This window comes from Streptomyces odontomachicola, from assembly GCF_039605595.1.
Lineage (GTDB): Bacteria > Actinomycetota > Actinomycetes > Streptomycetales > Streptomycetaceae > Streptomyces.
On record NZ_JBCFOK010000004.1, the window covers coordinates 417,134 to 433,068 of the forward strand.

Annotated in this window: 15 protein-coding genes; 12 read left to right on the forward strand and 3 right to left on the reverse strand. The window is 73.4% G+C overall.

What is annotated here, in order from left to right:
* Nucleotides 1-31: 31 nt before the first annotated feature.
* Together ABEE00_RS09620 and ABEE00_RS09625 are read left to right on the forward strand one after the other, a co-directional pair.
* Nucleotides 32-850 carry an SDR family NAD(P)-dependent oxidoreductase gene (locus ABEE00_RS09620; protein WP_451918525.1) on the forward strand — a complete coding sequence of 273 codons (819 nt, stop codon included), beginning with the start codon at nucleotides 32-34 and terminating at the stop codon, nucleotides 848-850.
* Nucleotides 847-1,929, forward strand: coding sequence for a threonine aldolase family protein (locus ABEE00_RS09625; RefSeq protein WP_345744989.1), 1,083 nt, complete (start codon nucleotides 847-849; stop codon nucleotides 1,927-1,929). Before ABEE00_RS09620 ends, ABEE00_RS09625 begins: the two co-directional genes overlap by 4 nt.
* A 57-nt stretch (nucleotides 1,930-1,986) precedes the next feature.
* Here ABEE00_RS09625 and ABEE00_RS09630 read toward each other — a convergent pair whose 3' ends face one another.
* The gene (locus ABEE00_RS09630) at nucleotides 1,987-2,721 is read right to left on the reverse strand and encodes a lysophospholipid acyltransferase family protein (protein WP_345744881.1); all 735 of its coding nucleotides are present in this window, start codon (nucleotides 2,719-2,721) and stop codon (nucleotides 1,987-1,989) included.
* 370 nt (nucleotides 2,722-3,091) lie between these two features.
* On the opposite strand from ABEE00_RS09630, the gene ABEE00_RS09635 reads away from it, so the two are divergent.
* The 6 genes from ABEE00_RS09635 (at nucleotide 3,092) to ABEE00_RS09660 (ending at nucleotide 9,795) form a co-directional block, all read left to right on the forward strand.
* Nucleotides 3,092-3,427, forward strand: a complete 336-nt coding sequence (locus tag ABEE00_RS09635) for a TlpA family protein disulfide reductase (RefSeq protein WP_345744882.1) — start codon at nucleotides 3,092-3,094, stop codon at nucleotides 3,425-3,427.
* A gap of 214 nt (nucleotides 3,428-3,641) precedes the next feature.
* Nucleotides 3,642-4,199, forward strand: a complete 558-nt coding sequence (locus tag ABEE00_RS09640; protein WP_345744883.1) for a flavin reductase family protein — start codon at nucleotides 3,642-3,644, stop codon at nucleotides 4,197-4,199.
* 189 nt (nucleotides 4,200-4,388) lie between these two features.
* On the forward strand, nucleotides 4,389-5,174 hold the full coding sequence (locus ABEE00_RS09645; RefSeq protein WP_345744884.1) for an electron transfer flavoprotein subunit beta/FixA family protein: 786 nt from the start codon (nucleotides 4,389-4,391) through the stop codon (nucleotides 5,172-5,174).
* Nucleotides 5,175-5,231: 57 nt separating this feature from the next.
* Nucleotides 5,232-6,194 carry an electron transfer flavoprotein subunit alpha/FixB family protein gene (locus ABEE00_RS09650; protein ID WP_345744885.1) on the forward strand — a complete coding sequence of 321 codons (963 nt, stop codon included), beginning with the start codon at nucleotides 5,232-5,234 and terminating at the stop codon, nucleotides 6,192-6,194.
* Between the two features lie 331 nt (nucleotides 6,195-6,525).
* Nucleotides 6,526-7,803, forward strand: coding sequence for a DUF6986 family protein (locus tag ABEE00_RS09655; RefSeq protein ID WP_345744886.1), 1,278 nt, complete (start codon nucleotides 6,526-6,528; stop codon nucleotides 7,801-7,803).
* A gap of 246 nt (nucleotides 7,804-8,049) precedes the next feature.
* The gene (locus ABEE00_RS09660; RefSeq protein ID WP_345744887.1) at nucleotides 8,050-9,795 is read left to right on the forward strand and encodes a serine/threonine-protein kinase; all 1,746 of its coding nucleotides are present in this window, start codon (nucleotides 8,050-8,052) and stop codon (nucleotides 9,793-9,795) included.
* A gap of 33 nt (nucleotides 9,796-9,828) precedes the next feature.
* Here ABEE00_RS09660 and ABEE00_RS09665 read toward each other — a convergent pair whose 3' ends face one another.
* Nucleotides 9,829-10,890 carry a LacI family DNA-binding transcriptional regulator gene (locus ABEE00_RS09665; protein WP_345744888.1) on the reverse strand — a complete coding sequence of 354 codons (1,062 nt, stop codon included), beginning with the start codon at nucleotides 10,888-10,890 and terminating at the stop codon, nucleotides 9,829-9,831.
* 304 nt (nucleotides 10,891-11,194) lie between these two features.
* On the opposite strand from ABEE00_RS09665, the gene ABEE00_RS09670 reads away from it, so the two are divergent.
* The gene (locus tag ABEE00_RS09670) at nucleotides 11,195-12,130 is read left to right on the forward strand and encodes an ROK family protein (protein ID WP_345744889.1); all 936 of its coding nucleotides are present in this window, start codon (nucleotides 11,195-11,197) and stop codon (nucleotides 12,128-12,130) included.
* Between the two features lie 189 nt (nucleotides 12,131-12,319).
* Here ABEE00_RS09670 and ABEE00_RS09675 read toward each other — a convergent pair whose 3' ends face one another.
* A complete protein-coding gene (locus ABEE00_RS09675; protein ID WP_345744990.1) occupies nucleotides 12,320-13,252 on the reverse strand; it encodes a helix-turn-helix transcriptional regulator in 933 nt (310 codons plus the stop codon).
* Nucleotides 13,253-13,542: 290 nt separating this feature from the next.
* Between ABEE00_RS09675 and ABEE00_RS09680 the strand changes: the two genes are divergently transcribed.
* From ABEE00_RS09680 to ABEE00_RS09690, 3 genes are all read left to right on the forward strand, one after another.
* Nucleotides 13,543-14,136: a TIGR03086 family metal-binding protein gene (locus ABEE00_RS09680; protein ID WP_345744890.1), complete on the forward strand. Its 594-nt coding sequence runs from the start codon at nucleotides 13,543-13,545 to the stop codon at nucleotides 14,134-14,136.
* A 328-nt stretch (nucleotides 14,137-14,464) separates the two neighbouring features.
* A complete protein-coding gene (locus ABEE00_RS09685) occupies nucleotides 14,465-15,484 on the forward strand; it encodes an NUDIX hydrolase (RefSeq protein WP_345744891.1) in 1,020 nt (339 codons plus the stop codon).
* A 134-nt stretch (nucleotides 15,485-15,618) separates the two neighbouring features.
* Nucleotides 15,619-15,900 carry a DUF2630 family protein gene (locus tag ABEE00_RS09690; protein WP_345744892.1) on the forward strand — a complete coding sequence of 94 codons (282 nt, stop codon included), beginning with the start codon at nucleotides 15,619-15,621 and terminating at the stop codon, nucleotides 15,898-15,900.
* The last annotated feature ends 35 nt before the right edge of the window (nucleotides 15,901-15,935 follow it).

Here is a 15,935-nt window from a genome sequence, read left to right on the forward strand (position 1 = left end):
GGGTAGGGAAGCGCGTACGGAGCACGAGGAGATGACCGACATGACCAGCACGACAGCAAAGGGCTACCAGGGCAACGGCAAGGGCCGCCTGGAGGGCGCCGTGATCGCCGTCGCCGGGGCCGGGGGCCCCGCGGGCCAGGCGGCCTTGATGAAGCTCGCCGAGGAGGGCGCCACCGTCATCGCCTCGGACGCGGACCCCGCGCGCCTGGCGGAGTCCGTGGACGCGGCGCGCTTCGCACACGGCGGCGCCACCGTCGTCGGGGACACCGTCGACCTGCTCGACGTGGCGGCGACGCGGGCCTGGGCCGAGCGTACGGAGAAGGAGTTCGGGCGCGTCGACGGGCTTGTGCACCTGGTGGGCGGCTGGCGCGGCTCGGCGAAGTTCGCCGAGACCGACCTGGCCGACTGGGACACCCTGCACAAGCTCCTGATCCGCACCGCGCAGCACACCTCGCTCGCCTTCCAGGGCCCGCTGGAGCGCAGCGGAAACGGCCGCTACCTGCTCATCTCCGCGGCGGGCGCCTCCAAGCCCACCGCGGGGAACGCCGCGTACGCCGCCTCCAAGGCCGCGGCCGAGGCGTGGACGCTGGCCCTCGGCGACGCCTTCCGCAAGGCCGGGGGCGAGGGCCGCCCGCCCGCAGCCGCTGCGATCCTGGTGGTGAAGGCGCTGGTGAACGACCAGATGCGCGCGGACAGGCCGAACGCCAAGTTCGCCGGATTCACCGATGTGAAGGATCTGGCCGAGGCCATCGCCGGCACGTGGAGCAAGCCCACCGAGGAAGTGAACGGAAACCGCCTGTGGCTGACGCCCAAGCCCGAGACGCACAACACCGAAATGGCCAAGCCCTGAAGGCCGGGGGACCCGCCGCCACCGACGCCAGGCGCCGGCACGACCCCGGGGTGCGGGGCTTCGCCAGCGACAACTACGCGGGCACGCACCCGGAGATCCTGGAGGCCCTGGCCCTCGCCAACGGCGGCCACCAGACCGCGTACGGCGGCGACGCCTACACCGAGCACCTGCGGGACCTGATACGCAGCCACTTCGGCCCCTACGCCGAGGTGTATCCGGTCTTCAACGGCACCGGCGCCAACGTCGTCTCGCTCCAGGCGCTCACCGACCGCCGCGGCGCGGTGATCTGCGCGGACACCGCGCACATCCACGTCGACGAGTGCGGGGCCCCGGAGCGGGTCGGCGGGCTCAAGCTGCTGACCGTGCCCACACCGGACGGCAAGCTCACCCCCGAGCTCATCGACCGGGAGGCCTTCGGCTGGGACGACGAGCACCGCGCGATGCCGCAGGTCGTCTCGCTCGCCCAGAACACCGAGCTCGGCACCCTCTACACCGTCGAGGAGATCCGGGCGATCTGCGAGCACGCCCACGCGCACGGCATGAAGGTGCACATGGACGGCGCCCGCATCGCCAACGCGGCCGCCGCGCTGGACGTGCCGCTGCGCGCCTTCACCTACGCGGCCGGGGTGGACATCCTCTCCTTCGGCGGCACCAAGAACGGCATGCTCTTCGGCGAGGCCGTCGTCGTCCTCGACCCCGACCTCACCCCCGCGATGAAGCACCTGCGCAAGCTGTCCATGCAGCTCGCCTCCAAGATGCGCTTCATCTCGGTGCAGTTGGAGGCCCTGCTCGCCGGGGACCTGTGGCTGCGCAGCGCGCGGCACGCCAACTCCATGGCGCAGCGCCTGGCCGAGGGCGTGAAGACGGTCGACGGCGTGGAGATCCTGCACCCCGTCGAGGCCAACGCGGTCTTCGCCCGCCTCCCCAACGAGGTCAGCGAGCGCCTGATGAAGCGCTACCGCTTCTACTTCTGGGACGAGGCGGCAGGGGACGTGCGCTGGATGTGCTCCTTCGACACCACGGAGGAGGACGTCGACGGCTTCGTCTCCGCCCTCCGCGAGGAGATGGGCGCTGGCTGAGGCCGTTCAACAGCCCGCCTTCTCGCAGACCTCTCGCAGAGCCGGGCTCCGCCCCGACTACCGCCCCGCGTCCAGCAGTTGGGCCTGGTGCGGGGTCGGGGCGCTGCCGCCCAGGTGCGCGGGCAGCCACCAGGGGCGCTCGCCCTCGGACTTCGTGCACACCGGATACGCGCGCTGCGCCGACTCCAGCAGCTCCTGCACCCGCTCGCGCAGCCGCTCGGTGACGGCGGGCGCCGGCTCGTCGCGCGCGGGCCGCAGGGCCTCGCCGACGCGGATGCCGATCGGTATGTGGTGCCGGCCGAAGTCCCGCTTGTGGCCCTTGGTCCACAGCCGCTGGGTGCCCCACAGGGCCATGGGCACCAGCGGCACCCCGGCCTCCTGCGCGAGTCTGGCCGCGCCGGTCTTGAACTCCTTGAGCGCGAACGACCGGGAGATGGTCGCCTCGGGGAACACCCCGATGATCTCCCCGGAACGGAGCGCCTTCAGCGCGTGCTTGTAGGCGTTCTCCCCCTGCGAGCGGTCCACCGGGATGTGCTTCATGGCGCGCATCAGCGGGCCCGACACCTTGTGCCGGAACACCGAGTCCTTGGCCATGAAGCGCACCAGGCGCTTGGCGGGGCGGGCGGCGAGGCCGGTGAAGATGAAGTCCAGATAACTGATGTGGTTGCTCACCAGGACCGCGCCGCCCTTGTGCGGCACATGCTCCGTGCCGTGCATGTCGAAGCGCAGGTCCAGCGCCTTGAACCAGGTGCGGGCCAGCCCGATCACCGGTGGATACACGAGCTCAGCCATCTCGGAGTCCCTTCCTCTCGTCGCCCGGAGGGTCCTCCCGCCGGTTGCCCGTTCGCGCGCCGCGGCCGTGCCAGGCGCACAGGACTTACGCATCCGTAACTTCGGGCTTCCGCAGATGGTTCCCGACCCGCCCGCCGGAGCGCTACCTCCCGGCGTCCCCGATGGGGAGATCCTCATCACGTGACCTTGGGCTCCGTGCGCACGCCGCCGGGAATCACGGCGCGCACGCGAACGCTGCACAGGAGCGGGCACGGGCGCCCGCGCGCGGAGGCCGACTCGTACGCCGTCCCGTACGGCATGAACCGCGAAGGCACGGCCTGAGCTGCCAAGAGCACGGCATGAACGGCGAAGAGCACGACGGAGGTTGAGGGTGCACACGCACAGCGACGGCGGGGAGCGGATCGCCGCCGGGGACATCGGCGCCGACCGGCTGGGGGAGCGGGCGACGCTGGTGCAGTTCTCCAGCGCCTTCTGCCAGCCCTGCCGCGCGACCCGCCGCACCCTCGCCGAGGTGAGCGCCATGGTCGAGGGCGTACGGCACGTGGAGGTGGACGCCGAGGAGCACCTCGCCCTGGTGCGCGCGCTGCGCATCGAGAGCACCCCCACCGTGTTCGTCCTCGACGCCGGGGGCCGGGTCGTGCGCCGCGCGACGGGCCAGCCCCGCAAGGCGGATGTGATCGCCGCGCTGGGCGAGGCGGTCGCGTGAGCCCCGTACGGGATGTGCCCGTACGGGATGCGGGGGCGGCGGACCCCGTACGCGGCTCGGCCGAGGCGTGCCCCGTACACGCATCGCCCCTGCGCATATCGGCGCGGGCCGCCCACATGCCGCACGGCGTGAGCCCCCTCGCATCCTGCGCAGCGGGCTTGACGCAGAGTGATCCGTATCGTCAGGGTGACGCTATGTGGCCAGGGAGCAGCCGGTGAGCACAGCAGAGAGCCCCGTGAAGACCGAGGCGGACCCGCGCGGCGGCCTGCTGCGCGCGGTGTTCCGCCAGCACGCCGCGGGCGTCGCGGTGATCACCGCGGCGGGCGGCGTACGGACCGGCGCGCAGCCGGGGTCGCAGGCCGCCGCGCCGGCCGGGAAACCCGTGGGCTTCACCGCCACCTCGCTCTCCTCCGTCGCCGCCGAGCCGCCGCTGCTGTCCTTCGGGATCGGCACCGGTTCCTCGAGCTGGCCCACGCTGGCCGAGGCCGAGTACGTGGGCGTCCACCTGCTCGGCGAGGAGCAGCGCGAGCTGGCCGCCACCTTCGCGCGCAGCGGCGCCGACCGCTTCGCCCCGCCCACGCGCTGGCGCACCGGACCGCACGGCGTGCCCGTACTGGAGGACACCGTCGCGTGGCTGGTGTGCAAGGTCGTGGCGCGGGTGCCGGCGGGGGACCACCGCGTCGTGCTGGCCGAGGTCAGCGAGGGCGAATCGACCGACGGCGCACGGCCGTTGCTGTATCACCGTGGGCGCTTCAACGCGCTGCGTGATTGAGTGGCCGCAGGGTCGGCGGCACACGGGCGGCCCGGGCACTCAGCAGGTTTTCCGCGCGTTGGCAAGGTCACAGTTCACCGGCCTTGAAACCGGGGAACGAGCCGAGTGTACTGACGAGTAATATTGTGGACGGCAAAGCAGCGGTCCCCCGGGGACCGGAGCCGTAGGACGATGCGTAGGAGAGCCGGCGTGACCTTGAGGATCGTTGTCCCTGTGAAGTACGTGCCCGACGCCACCGGCGACCGGCACTTCGCCGATGACCTGACCACGGACCGCGAGTCGGTCGACGGCCTGCTCTCGGAGCTCGACGAGTACGCGGTGGAGCAGGCGCTGCAGATTTCCGACGAGGCCGACGACGCGGAGATCACCGTGCTCACCGTCGGCCCCGACGACGCCAAGGACGCGCTGCGCAAGGCGCTGTCGATGGGCGCGGACAAGGCGGTGCACGTCGAGGACGACGACCTGCACGGCACCGACGCCATGGGCACCTCGCTGGTGCTCGCCAAGGCCATCGAGAAGACCGGTTACGACCTGGTCGTCTGCGGCATGGCCTCCACCGACGGCACCATGGGCGTGCTCCCGGCGATCCTCGCCGAGCGCCTGGGCGTGCCGCAGGTGACCCTGCTCTCCGAGGTGTCCGTCACCGACGGCAAGGTCAACGGCCGCCGCGACGGCGACACCGCGACCGAGCACCTGGAGGCCGCGCTGCCGGCCGTCGTCTCGGTCACCGACCAGTCCGGCGAGGCCCGTTACCCCTCCTTCAAGGGGATCATGGCCGCCAAGAAGAAGCCGGTGGAGTCCCTGGACCTGGACGACCTGGACCTGGACGGCGACGACTTCGGCCTCGAGGGCGCCTGGACCAGGGTCGACGAGGCGAACGAGCGCCCGGCGCGCACCGCCGGCACGGTCGTCAAGGACGAGGGCGAGGGCGGCAAGCAGCTCGCCGAGTACCTCGCGGGCCAGAAGTTCATCTGATCCCGCAGGTAGTCACGCCCGCGCAACCGCTCCCATTTTCCCGGCAGGAGAAGAACCATGGCTGAAGTCCTTGTCTACGTCGACCACGTGGACGGAGCAGTCCGCAAGCCCACCCTCGAGCTGCTGACCCTCGCCCGCCGCGTGGGCGAGCCGGTCGCCGTGCACCTGGGCCCGGGCGCCGACGAGGCCGCCAAGACCCTCGGCGAGTACGGCGCCACGAAGGTGCTGGCCGCCGACGCGCCCGAGTTCGCCGACTACCTCGTCGTGCCGAAGGTGGACGCCCTGCAGGCCGCCTACGACCAGGTGTCCCCGGCCGCCGTGCTGGTCCCCTCCTCTTCCGAGGGCAAGGAGATCGCCGCCCGCCTCGCGGTGCGCATCGGCTCCGGCATCATCACCGACGCGGTGGACCTGGAGCCCGGCGACGAGGGCCCGGTCGCCTCGCAGTCGGTGTTCGCCGCCGCGTACACCACCAAGTCCCGCGTCACCAACGGCACCCCGGTGATCACCGTCAAGCCCAACTCGGCAGCTCCGGAGGCCGCCCAGGCCGCCGGTACGGTCGAGCAGCTCTCCGTCTCCTTCGGCGAGCTGGCCCAGGGCACCAAGGTGGTCTCCCGCGCGGCCCGCGAGTCGACCGGCCGTCCCGAGCTGACCGAGGCCGCGATCGTGGTCTCCGGAGGTCGCGGCGTGAACGGCGCGGAGAACTTCCACGTCATCGAGTCCCTCGCCGACTCGCTCGGCGCGGCCGTCGGCGCCTCCCGCGCCGCCGTCGACGCCGGCTGGTACCCGCACTCCAACCAGGTCGGCCAGACCGGCAAGTCGGTCTCCCCGCAGCTCTACGTCGCCGCCGGCATCTCCGGCGCGATCCAGCACCGGGCCGGCATGCAGACCTCCAAGACCATCGTCGCGGTCAACAAGGACGCCGAGGCGCCGATCTTCGACCTCGTCGACTACGGCATCGTCGGCGACCTCTTCGAGGTCCTGCCCGCCCTGACCGAAGAGGTCAAGACCCGCAAGGGCTGACCCGCACGCCGTCCTCGGCCCTCCGGTCCACCGCCCCGCCCCCGCGCACCTGCTGGTGTGCGGGGGCGGTGTGCGTACGGGGGCCTCGCCGGCGCTCGTACGGAAGCTTCGCGGCCCTGCGTACGAGGGGTTCGCGGGCCTGCGGGCGTATGTCACGGCCTCCGGCGGAAAAGGGGTGTTGACCGGGGAAAGCGGCACGGATAACTTCGCTATGCGAATGATGGATTCCGGGGAACGGAAAACCGGGATGTTCCGCGAATCCGTCGCAGGGCGGCCGGACCGGCCGCCGAACGGCCGGCGCAACGGCCCCCACGAGCAAGGAGAGTGCAGCGTGAACGAGCAGCAGACGGTGACGACGTCCCTCGCGCACCACGTCCGCGAGGACATCGGGGCGAGCCTGGCCCCCGTCGACGCCGAGCTCGCCAGGAGGTACCCGGGAGACCCCGGCACCCGGCAGCCGGTGCACACCGTCTACGTCCCCGGCGACGTGGTCACCGAGGACACCGTCCGCGAGTGGGGCGACCAGGCGCTCGCGCTGCTCGGCGAGCACGCCCCCGACGCCGCCTCGCTGGCCGCCGCCACCGGCATGGACGGCGAGCTCGCCGGCGCCGTCTACGACCGCGTACGCGACAAGCTGCGCAGCGAGCCCGTCGAGGACCTGCGCATCGACTTCGAGGACGGCTACGGCGCCCGCCCCGACGCCGAGGAGGACGCGGCGGCCGCGAAGGCCGCGCGCCTGGTCGCCGCCGCCTGCGGACAGCCCGGCTCGCCCGCGTACATGGGCATCCGCATGAAGTGCATGGAGGCCGCCGTCCGCGACCGCGGCATCCGCACCCTCGACATCTTCCTCACCGGGCTGATGGAGGCCGGCGGCCTCCCGGACGGGCTGACCCTCACCCTGCCCAAGGTCACCTACCCCGAGCAGGTCCTCGCGATGGTGCGGCTGTGCGAGGAGTTCGAGAAGGCCCGCGGCCTGGAGAACGGCCGCATCGGCTTCGAGATCCAGGTCGAGACCACCCAGTCCATCCTCGGCGCCGACGGCCGCGCCACCGTCGCGCCCATGATCGAGGCCGCCCAGGGCCGCGCCACCTCGCTGCACTACGGCACCTTCGACTACAGCGCCTCCTGCGGCGTCAGCGCCGCCTACCAGGCCATGGACCACCCCGCGGCCGACTACGCGAAGGCCGTCATGCAGGTCGCGGCCGCCGGTACGGGGGTCCGGCTGTCCGACGGCTCCACCAACGTCCTCCCCGTCGGCTCCCGCGAGAACGTGCACCGCGCCTGGAAGCTCCACCACGACCTGGTGCGCCGCTCCCTGCGCCGCGCCTACTACCAGGGCTGGGACATGCACCCGGGCCACCTGCCCACCCGCTACGCCGCCGTGTACGCCTTCTACCGCGAGGGCTTCGAGCAGGCCGCCGCCCGCCTCGCCGCCTACGTGGGCGCGGCCGGCGGCGACGTCATGGACGAGCCCGCCACCGCCAAGGCGCTCAGCAACTACCTGCTGCGCGGCATCGACTGCGGCGCCCTCGCCGTCGGCGAGGTCGCCAAGCTCTCCGGCATGACCCGCGCCGACCTGGACAATCTCGCGGGCCGCCCCACGGCCTGACCTCCCGGGGCTCCGCCGGCCCCTCTTTCCCGCTTTTCCCGTGTGACGCCCGGGCCCCGCGCAGGGGCCCGGGCGTCGCCGTTCGCGTGCGCCGCCCGCCCCCGGCGTACGCCCGTGAAGATGCCGCGCAGAACCCCACGACCCGGTCCCGCGGTGGTCACGCGCGCCTCCGCACCCCCGTAGGCTGTGCCCGGTCACAGGCGACGAACGGCCGTACACAGCCGACGAGCCGACGAGGGGAACGCAGTGCACACACCGGGGGAGCACACGGGGGAGCCGGGAGCGCAGGGGCCGGCGGGCGACGGCACGGGCAGGCTCCTCGCGGGCCGCTACCGGGTGACCGCGCGGCTCGGCCGCGGCGGCATGGGCGTGGTCTGGCGCGCACGCGACGAACGCCTCGGCCGCGACGTCGCCGTCAAGGAACTGCGCACCTTCACCGACGCGGGCGGCCCCGAACTCGCCGACCTGCGCACCAGGATGCAGCGCGAGGCCCGCGCCGCAGCCCGCGTACGGCACTCCGGCGTGATCGCCGTGCACGACATCGACCAGCACGAGGGCCGCCCCGTCATCGTCATGGAACTGATCGAGGGCCCCTCGCTCGACGACCTCCTCCGCGACCGCGGCCCCCTCGGGCACGCCGAGGCGGCCGCCGTCGGCGCCCGCGTGCTGGACGCGCTCGCCGCCGCGCACCGCGCCGGCGTCCTGCACCGCGACGTCAAGCCGGGCAACATCCTCCTCGCCGGACCCGACCGCGTCGTCCTCACCGACTTCGGCATCGCCGCCGTCGACGACCCCGACGACGGCGCCGCCACCCGGCTCACCGCGAGCGGCGAACTCGTCGGATCCCTCGACTACCTGGCCCCCGAGCAGGCACGCGGCGAACCCCCCGGCCCCGGCACCGACGTCTGGGCGCTCGGCGCGACCCTTTACGCAACGGTCGAGGGCGTCTCCCCGTTCCGCCGCACCTCCACCTGGTCCACCCTCACCGCGATCGTCTCCGACCCGCTGCCCGCACCGCGCCGCGCCGGGCCCCTCGGCCACGCCCTCGCCGAGCTCCTGCACAAGGACCCCGCGCACCGCCCCGGGGCCGAGCGCGCGGCGGCCCTCCTCTCCGCCGTCGCCGCCGGTACGCCGCTGCCGCACTCGCCCGACACGGTCCGGCTGGGGCGCGGGGCGGGCTTCGTTCCTGGTGAGGGGGTGGGGCCGGGCCGGGGGCCGGCTTCGGCTTCGTCCCCAGGTGCGGATTCGGCCTCGGGGCAGGCCGGGGTCTTCGGGCCGCCGCCCGTTCCGCAGCAAGCCCCGCACCCGGCAACGGAGTTGCCCGAGACCGGCCCGCGCGCCGGGGCCGGGGCTCGGGCCGACGCTTCGACCGTCGGCGGTCCGGTCGCCGGTGATCCGCTTGCCGGCGGTCCGGTCACCGGTGATCCGGGTACCGGCGGTCCCCTTGGCGGCTCCGTCGGCGGGCCGTCCGGCCGGCCCGCGTCCGGGGCCATCCCCGGGGCCGCCCCGGGGGAGGGGCGCCGCGGGAAGCGCCGGATGCTGCTGGCCGCGGCCGTCGCCGTCGCGGCCCTGGCGGGTGCCGGTACGGCGTACGCGGTCCTCGCCCCCGACAGCGGCGAACACACCTCCACTCCCTCCGGCGCCCCCAGCGGTGCACCGCGGCCCGGCGGCAGTCCCCCGGACACCGGCCACCGGGCCGGTCCGGCCGCAGGGGGATGCCGCCCGGCCGGCGGCGGGAAGCACAACTGCGAGGTGTGGCAGTCCGTGACCTCGTACGACGCCGCCCACAAACCCGTCGGCACCCTCAAGAAGGGCACCAACTACTTCTACTGCCAGGCCAAGTTGCCGCAGCGCGAGACCAGCGACCGCTGGACCAACGTGTGGTGGGCGAAGACCGACGACGACAACGGCAACACCGGCGTCTTCATCAGCGACGTCTACCTCAAGGGCGGCGAGAACGACCAGCCGGTCCCGGGCCTCCCGGTCTGCTGACCGCCTCCGCCGTACGGGGCCCGCGCCCAACCCTCATCCGGCGGGCGGCACTTCGCCCGAGCCGCGCGGGATGAGACGGGTCGGCAGCGCCATCCTGCGGGGCGCGTCCGCGGCGCCGTCCAGCCGGCGGAAGAGCAGGTCGGCGGCCGTACGCCCCAGCCCCGCCGGATCCTGCGCCACGACGGTCACCGGAGGCGACAGCAGATCGGCCAGCTCGAAGTCGTCGAACCCGACCAGCGCCACGGGCGCCCGCCGCTCCGCGCTCTCCGCGAGCACCCGCACCAGGGTCACCGTCACCCGGTTGTTGCCCGCGAACAGCGCCGTCACCGGCTCGTCCCCCGACAACAGCCGCCCGGCGTCGGCCCGCACCCGCTCCGGATCGGTCGGACCCGTCGCCACCCACGACGCGTGGACCGGCAGCCCCGCGTCCTCCATGGCGGCCCGGTAACCGCGCAGCCGCTCCGCCGCCGTGTGGATCCCGGCGCGGTCACCGATGAACCCGATCCGCCTGTGCCCCTGCGCGATCAGATGCGCCACGCCCTCGCGGGCCCCGGCGAAGCTGTCGGAGAGCACCAGGTCCGCGTCGATCCGCCCCGGCGGCCTGTCCACGAACACCGTGGCCACGCCCGCCGCGATCTCCGGCTCCAGATAGCGGTGGTCCTCGCTGGCCGGCACCACGATCAGCCCGTCGACCCGCCGCGCGCACAGCGCGAGCACCAACTCCCGCTCCCGCTCCGGGTCCTCGGTGCTCGACCCGTTGATCAACAGCGCGCCGTGCGCCCGCGCGACCTCCTCGACGGCGCGGCTGAGCGGCGCGTAGAAGGGGTCGGCCAGGTCCTCCAGCACCAGCCCGATGCTGGCGGTACGGCCCTTGCGCAGCACCCGCGCGCTGTCGTTCCGCCGGAAGCCGAGCGCCGTGATCGCCTCCTGCACCCGCCGCTCGGTGTCCGGCGACACCCCGGCCTCCCCGTTCACCACGCGGGAGACGGTCTTGAGCCCGACGCCGGCCCGTGCGGCGACGTCCTTCATCGTGGGCCGGTTGCCGTACCGGTGCTCGGGAGTGCGGCGCGTGACGGGGCGGGCGGTATCGGCCACGAAGACCAGTCCTTGTCGTACGAACGAGCGGCGGGCAGGCGCGGACGGAACGCTACGGGATCGGAAAGCTACGGGCGGAACGGCGGCAGCCCCTGCCGGACGGCTGCGGGACACCGGGCCGGGCGCGGGGCGCACGCAGCAGCATAGCCCGGAGGGCACGCGGCTGGACAACGTTGTCAGGGAGGGGCATGCTGGGGCCTTGCCGCACGGAGGAGATCCCCTGGGTGGGTACCCGTGCGTGAGCGCCCGGTGTTCCGCTCCCACCGGGGGAGCGGACGGCCCGTCCTCAGGAGACCCTACGACCATGCGTACCGACCTCGTCGCCGCCCTGGACATCGGCGGAACCAAGATCGCTGGTGCCCTGGTCGACGGCACGGGCGAACTCCTCGTCCGCTCCCGCCGCCCCACCCCGCGGGAAGCCCCGGGCGACCAGGTCATGGGCGCCGTCGGCGAGGTGCTCGACGAGCTCACCGCCGCCCCCGAGTGGCCCCGCGTACGGGCCGTCGGCATCGGCAGCGCGGGCCCCGTCGACGCGAAGGCCGGCACCGTCAACCCGGTCAACATCCCCGGCTGGCGCGACTACCCCCTGGTCGCCGGGGTGCGCGACCACACCGGCGCGCTCCCCGTCACCCTCGTCGGCGACGGCGTCGCCATGACCGCGGCCGAGCACTGGCACGGCGCGGCACGGGGCCGCAACGGCGCCCTGTGCATGGTCGTCTCCACCGGCGTCGGCGGCGGGCTCGTCCTGGGCGGCAAGCCCTTCACCGGCCCCACCGGCAACGCCGGACACATCGGCCACATCAGCGTCGAGATGGACGGCGACCTCTGCCCCTGCGGCGGCCGCGGCTGCGTGGAACGCATCGCGAGCGGCCCCAACATCGCGCGCCGCGCCCTGGACCACGGCTGGCGGCCGGGCCCGGACGGGGACACCAGCGCCGCGGCCGTCGCCGCCGCGGCCCGGAACGGCGACTCCGCTGCGGCGGCGTCCTTCGAGCGCGCGGCCCGCGCCCTGGCCGCCGGCATCGCCGCGACGGCCACGCTGGTCGAGATCGAGATCGCCGTGATCGGAGGCGGGGTCGGCAACGCGGGCGAGGTGCTGTTCGCTCCGCTGCGGGCCGCGCTCGACGAGTACGCGACGCTCTCCTTCGTGCGGGGGCTGGAACTCGCCCCGGCCCAGACCGGTACCGATGCGGGGCTCGTGGGGGCGGCGGCGATCTGCCTCGACGCGGTGGATTCCTGAAGCTGGGCTGTTGAGTCGTTCGGTTGAGTGCTCCGTTCTGGTCTTGGTTGCGTTCTGGTCCTGAGGCCTGAGGCCTGAGGCCTGGGCCTTGAGCTCTGAGACCTGGCCCTGAGTCCTGAGAACTGAGCCCCGAGATCTGTGTCCTGCGTCTTGCTTCGGGCTTCCGGGCCGGGGCGGGTCTGCCCGGGCTCAGGAAGCGGTTGCGGTTGCGCTGGCGGCTGCGGTCCCGGGTGTGGTGCCCGGTGTCGCGGTCCGCGTGAGCCCCGGTGTCGCGTTCCGTGTGACGTGCGGTGCGGGGCCCGCGCAGGCGGCGTAGTCGGAGGGAGCTGTGCCGACCGTGCTGGTGAAGTCCCGTATCAGGTGGGACTGGTCGCTGTAGCCCAGGTCGGCCGCCAGTCGCGCCCAGTCCACCTTGTGTCCGGGCGCGGCCCGTTCGAGAGCCTCCTGGAGCCGGTAGCGGAGGATCACCCACTTCGGCCCCACTCCCACGTACTCCGCGAACAGCCGTTGCAGCCCCCGCACCGACAGCCCCTCCCTGCGGGCGAGGTCCGCGACACGGCACACCGACCTGTCGTGTCGTATGCGGTCCAACAGCCCGATCACATACGGCACTCGGCGGTCGGGCCCGGCCCCGGCGGCCAGCAGCTCACGCAGCACTCCGTCCAGCGCCGCGATGCGTGCCCCCTCGTCGCCGGGGGCGAGCACCCTGGCCGGGGTGTCGGGCGCCGTGCCGGTGAAGATCTCGCCGAACGGCACATGGCGGTCGGTCAGTCCGGACACCGGACTCGGCGGCCTGAGGAACGGGTGGAAGCCACCGGGGCGGAACTGCACCCCCGACACCCGCCCCCGCCCCGCCAGCCGTATCGAGAACAGTCCGCGCCCGACGCCGGCGACCTCGCCCACCGGGCCCGCGCCGTCCAGGTCGGAGAAGACGGCATTCACCGAAGGGTGCGGCAGCACCCTGGTGACGTAGGGCTCCTCCAACTCCCAGTCGATCAGCCAGTAGTGCTCCACATAGGGGCGCAGTGCCGCGCTCTCCGGCAGCCTCCGCCGGAAGCGCACCCGCGCCAGCAGCCCTGCCGCATCCACGATGCCCCGCGTATCGCGCCGCGGCCCCCGCATCGGCCCGCTCATGGGGCCCCGCTTTGCCCGTTCCATGCGAAGGACACTACGGGCGGCCACTGACAATGGGGGTTGACCTGCGGGGATGCGGCTTCGGCCGATTTTCCGCGCCTGCGCCGGGGTTGCCTCCGGGCGGGTGTGGTTCGCGTCGCGTGGCTGTGGGATCCGCGATTGCGGGGTCTGTGATTGCGAGGCCTGATTGCGGGGTCCGTGATCGCCGGGCCCGCGGCTTCGAGGTCTGTCGCGTTTCTTCAATCGCCGTGCCGCTGCCGCTCCGTAGCGTTCCGGGCATGGTGAACGAGGACTCCCGAATCCCGGGGCTGCTGACCGCCGCGGCCCGCGCCGCGGACCCGGTCGTACGGGGCGTGCGCGACGCCCAGTTGGTGTCGGCGACACCGTGCGGTGCGTACGACGTGCGCGCCCTGCTCAACCACCTCTTCCACGTGGTGGTCGGCTTCCAGTCGCTCGCGGCGAAGGAGGCAGTGGACTTCTCCGTGACCCCTGACTACCTGGAAGGGGACTGGCGCGGGCGCTTCGGCGCCGAGACGGAGATGCTGGCCCGCGCATGGTCGGCTCCGGACGCGCTGGAGGGCATATCGGGCGGCATGGGTCTGCCGCAGCGCACCGTGGCCCACATGGTGCTGGGAGATCTGACAGTGCACGCCTGGGATCTGGCGCGCGCCACCGGACAGCCCTTCACCCCCGACGAGGACGCTGTCGCCGAGGTGACACCCACCTTCGCCGAACTCGCTCCCACCGGGCGGAAGATGGGGGTGTTCGGAGAGGAGCTGCCGATACCCGCTGACGCCCCGACCTTCGACCGGCTGCTCGGCGTGACGGGCAGGGACCCGGCCTGGCACCCGGACCACGCCGCGACAGGCTGACCCGCTCGGGCCGGGAAGGGCGACGGCTCCGCCCCGGCTCCACGCCGGATCCCGCCGCGTTGCCCGTCGGGCCGCCACCGTGCACCGCGAGGCGCTGCAATCGGACAGCCCCGCGCCCGGCTCCTCCAGCCGAATCCGGGCCGGTCGGGGCGTACGCCGGGCGCATACGCCCCGCCTCTCGGTTCCCTCTCCTGCCGCCGTCTGCCGCCCGTCACAGCAGTTCGCGGCGCTGCCCGTCCGATTGCGACGGAGGCTACCCGGCGCGTTTCCGTGGCAGGGTTGAGCGGGCACGTGAACGGGGGCGACGGCGGAAGAGGGGGAACTGACCGTGATCGTGTGGCTGAACGGAGCGTTCGGAGCGGGCAAGACCACGGCGGCGGAGGAACTGCTGGAACTCCTGCCGGGCAGCACGCTCTTCGACCCCGAACTGATCGGCGCGGGCCTGAGAGCGATGCTCCCCAAGGAACGCCTCAGCCAGGTCGACGACTTCCAGGACCTGCCCGCCTGGCGGCGTCTCGTGGCCGACACCGCGGCGGCCCTGCTCACCGAGGTGCCGGGGCCGCTCGTCGTACCGATGACGCTGCTGCGGCAGGAATACCGCGACGAGATCTTCGGCGCCCTCGCGGCCCGCAGGATCGAGGTACGGCATCTCCTGCTGCACGCCGATGAAACGATCCTGCACGAGCGGATAGAGCAACGGGCCGCCGCCGAGGGGGAGTCGGTACGCACCTGGTGCCTGGGACACATCCCGCCGTACCGCGCGGCCCTGGACTGGATCACCGCCGAGGCGCACACCGTGGACGCTTCCGGGGCCACCCCGCGGCAGACCGCCGAGCGGCTGGCCGAGGCGATACGCGAGGGCGCCGGGACGGTGGACATCGTGCAGACCCCCGAGCCGACCGCGGAGACGGTGGCCGCGGGCGTGCTGCTCTTCGACGAGCGGGACAGGGTGCTGCTGGTCGATCCCACGTACAAGCCCGGCTGGGAGTTCCCGGGCGGCGTCGTGGAGCCGGGCGAGGCGCCGGCCCGCGCCGGGGTGCGCGAGGTCGCCGAGGAACTCGGCCTGCGGCTGGAGCGGGAACCCCGCCTGCTGGTCGCCGACTGGGAGCCCCCGCACCCGCCCGGCTACGGCGGCCTGCGGCTGCTGTTCGACGGCGGTCACCTCGGCTCGGCCGAGGCCGGCGAACTGCTGCTCCCCGGAGCCGAGTTGCGCGACTGGCGCTTCGTCACCGAGAACGAGGCCGCCGGGCTGCTGCCCCCCGTACGGCTGGAGCGGCTGCGCTGCGCACTGCGCGCCCGCGGGGCGGGACGCCCGCTGTACCTGGAGGCGGGCGTCCCGGTGGGCTGACCTCCTGCGGCGCGGAAGCGGCGTGCTCCCTGCCGGAATCGGCGTGTTCCCCGGGCTCGGTGCGGCCGGATCGCGAGGCCGCGGCGCCCTCCCTACGGTGGAGGGAGGGCAGGGGCACAAGGAGGTGCACACCAGTGGACTCCGAGAAGACCGGCGACGCCGCCACCGGCGGGCGGCGGCGCATCCTGGACCACGTGACGGAGCTGGTCGACGAGGAACGCAGGCTGCGCGAGCAGCTCGCCGAGGACGACCTCGACGCCTCGTCCACCGACCGGCTCAGGCTCGACGCGCTGGAACGCGAACTCGACCAGTGCTGGGACCTGTTGCGGCAGCGCAACGCCAAGATCGAATACGGCGAGGATCCGGAAGAGGCCGCCGTACGGCCCGCATCCGAGGTGGAGGGGTACCTCTCCTGACCCGTGCGCGCGCGACGAAGAGGCGAAGGGGCGCC

Coding starts and splice junctions, on each gene's coding strand:
- ABEE00_RS09620 (WP_451918525.1), top strand. CDS start 32: ATGACCGACATGACCAGCACGACAGCAAAGGGCTACCAGGGCAACGGC.
- ABEE00_RS09680 (WP_345744890.1), top strand. CDS start 13,543: ATGGTGAACGAGGACTCCCGAATCCCGGGGCTGCTGACCGCCGCGGCC.
- ABEE00_RS09670 (WP_345744889.1), top strand. CDS start 11,195: ATGCGTACCGACCTCGTCGCCGCCCTGGACATCGGCGGAACCAAGATC.
- ABEE00_RS09630 (WP_345744881.1), bottom strand. CDS start 2,721: ATGGCTGAGCTCGTGTATCCACCGGTGATCGGGCTGGCCCGCACCTGG.
- ABEE00_RS09675 (WP_345744990.1), bottom strand. CDS start 13,252: ATGCGGGGGCCGCGGCGCGATACGCGGGGCATCGTGGATGCGGCAGGG.
- ABEE00_RS09650 (WP_345744885.1), top strand. CDS start 5,232: ATGGCTGAAGTCCTTGTCTACGTCGACCACGTGGACGGAGCAGTCCGC.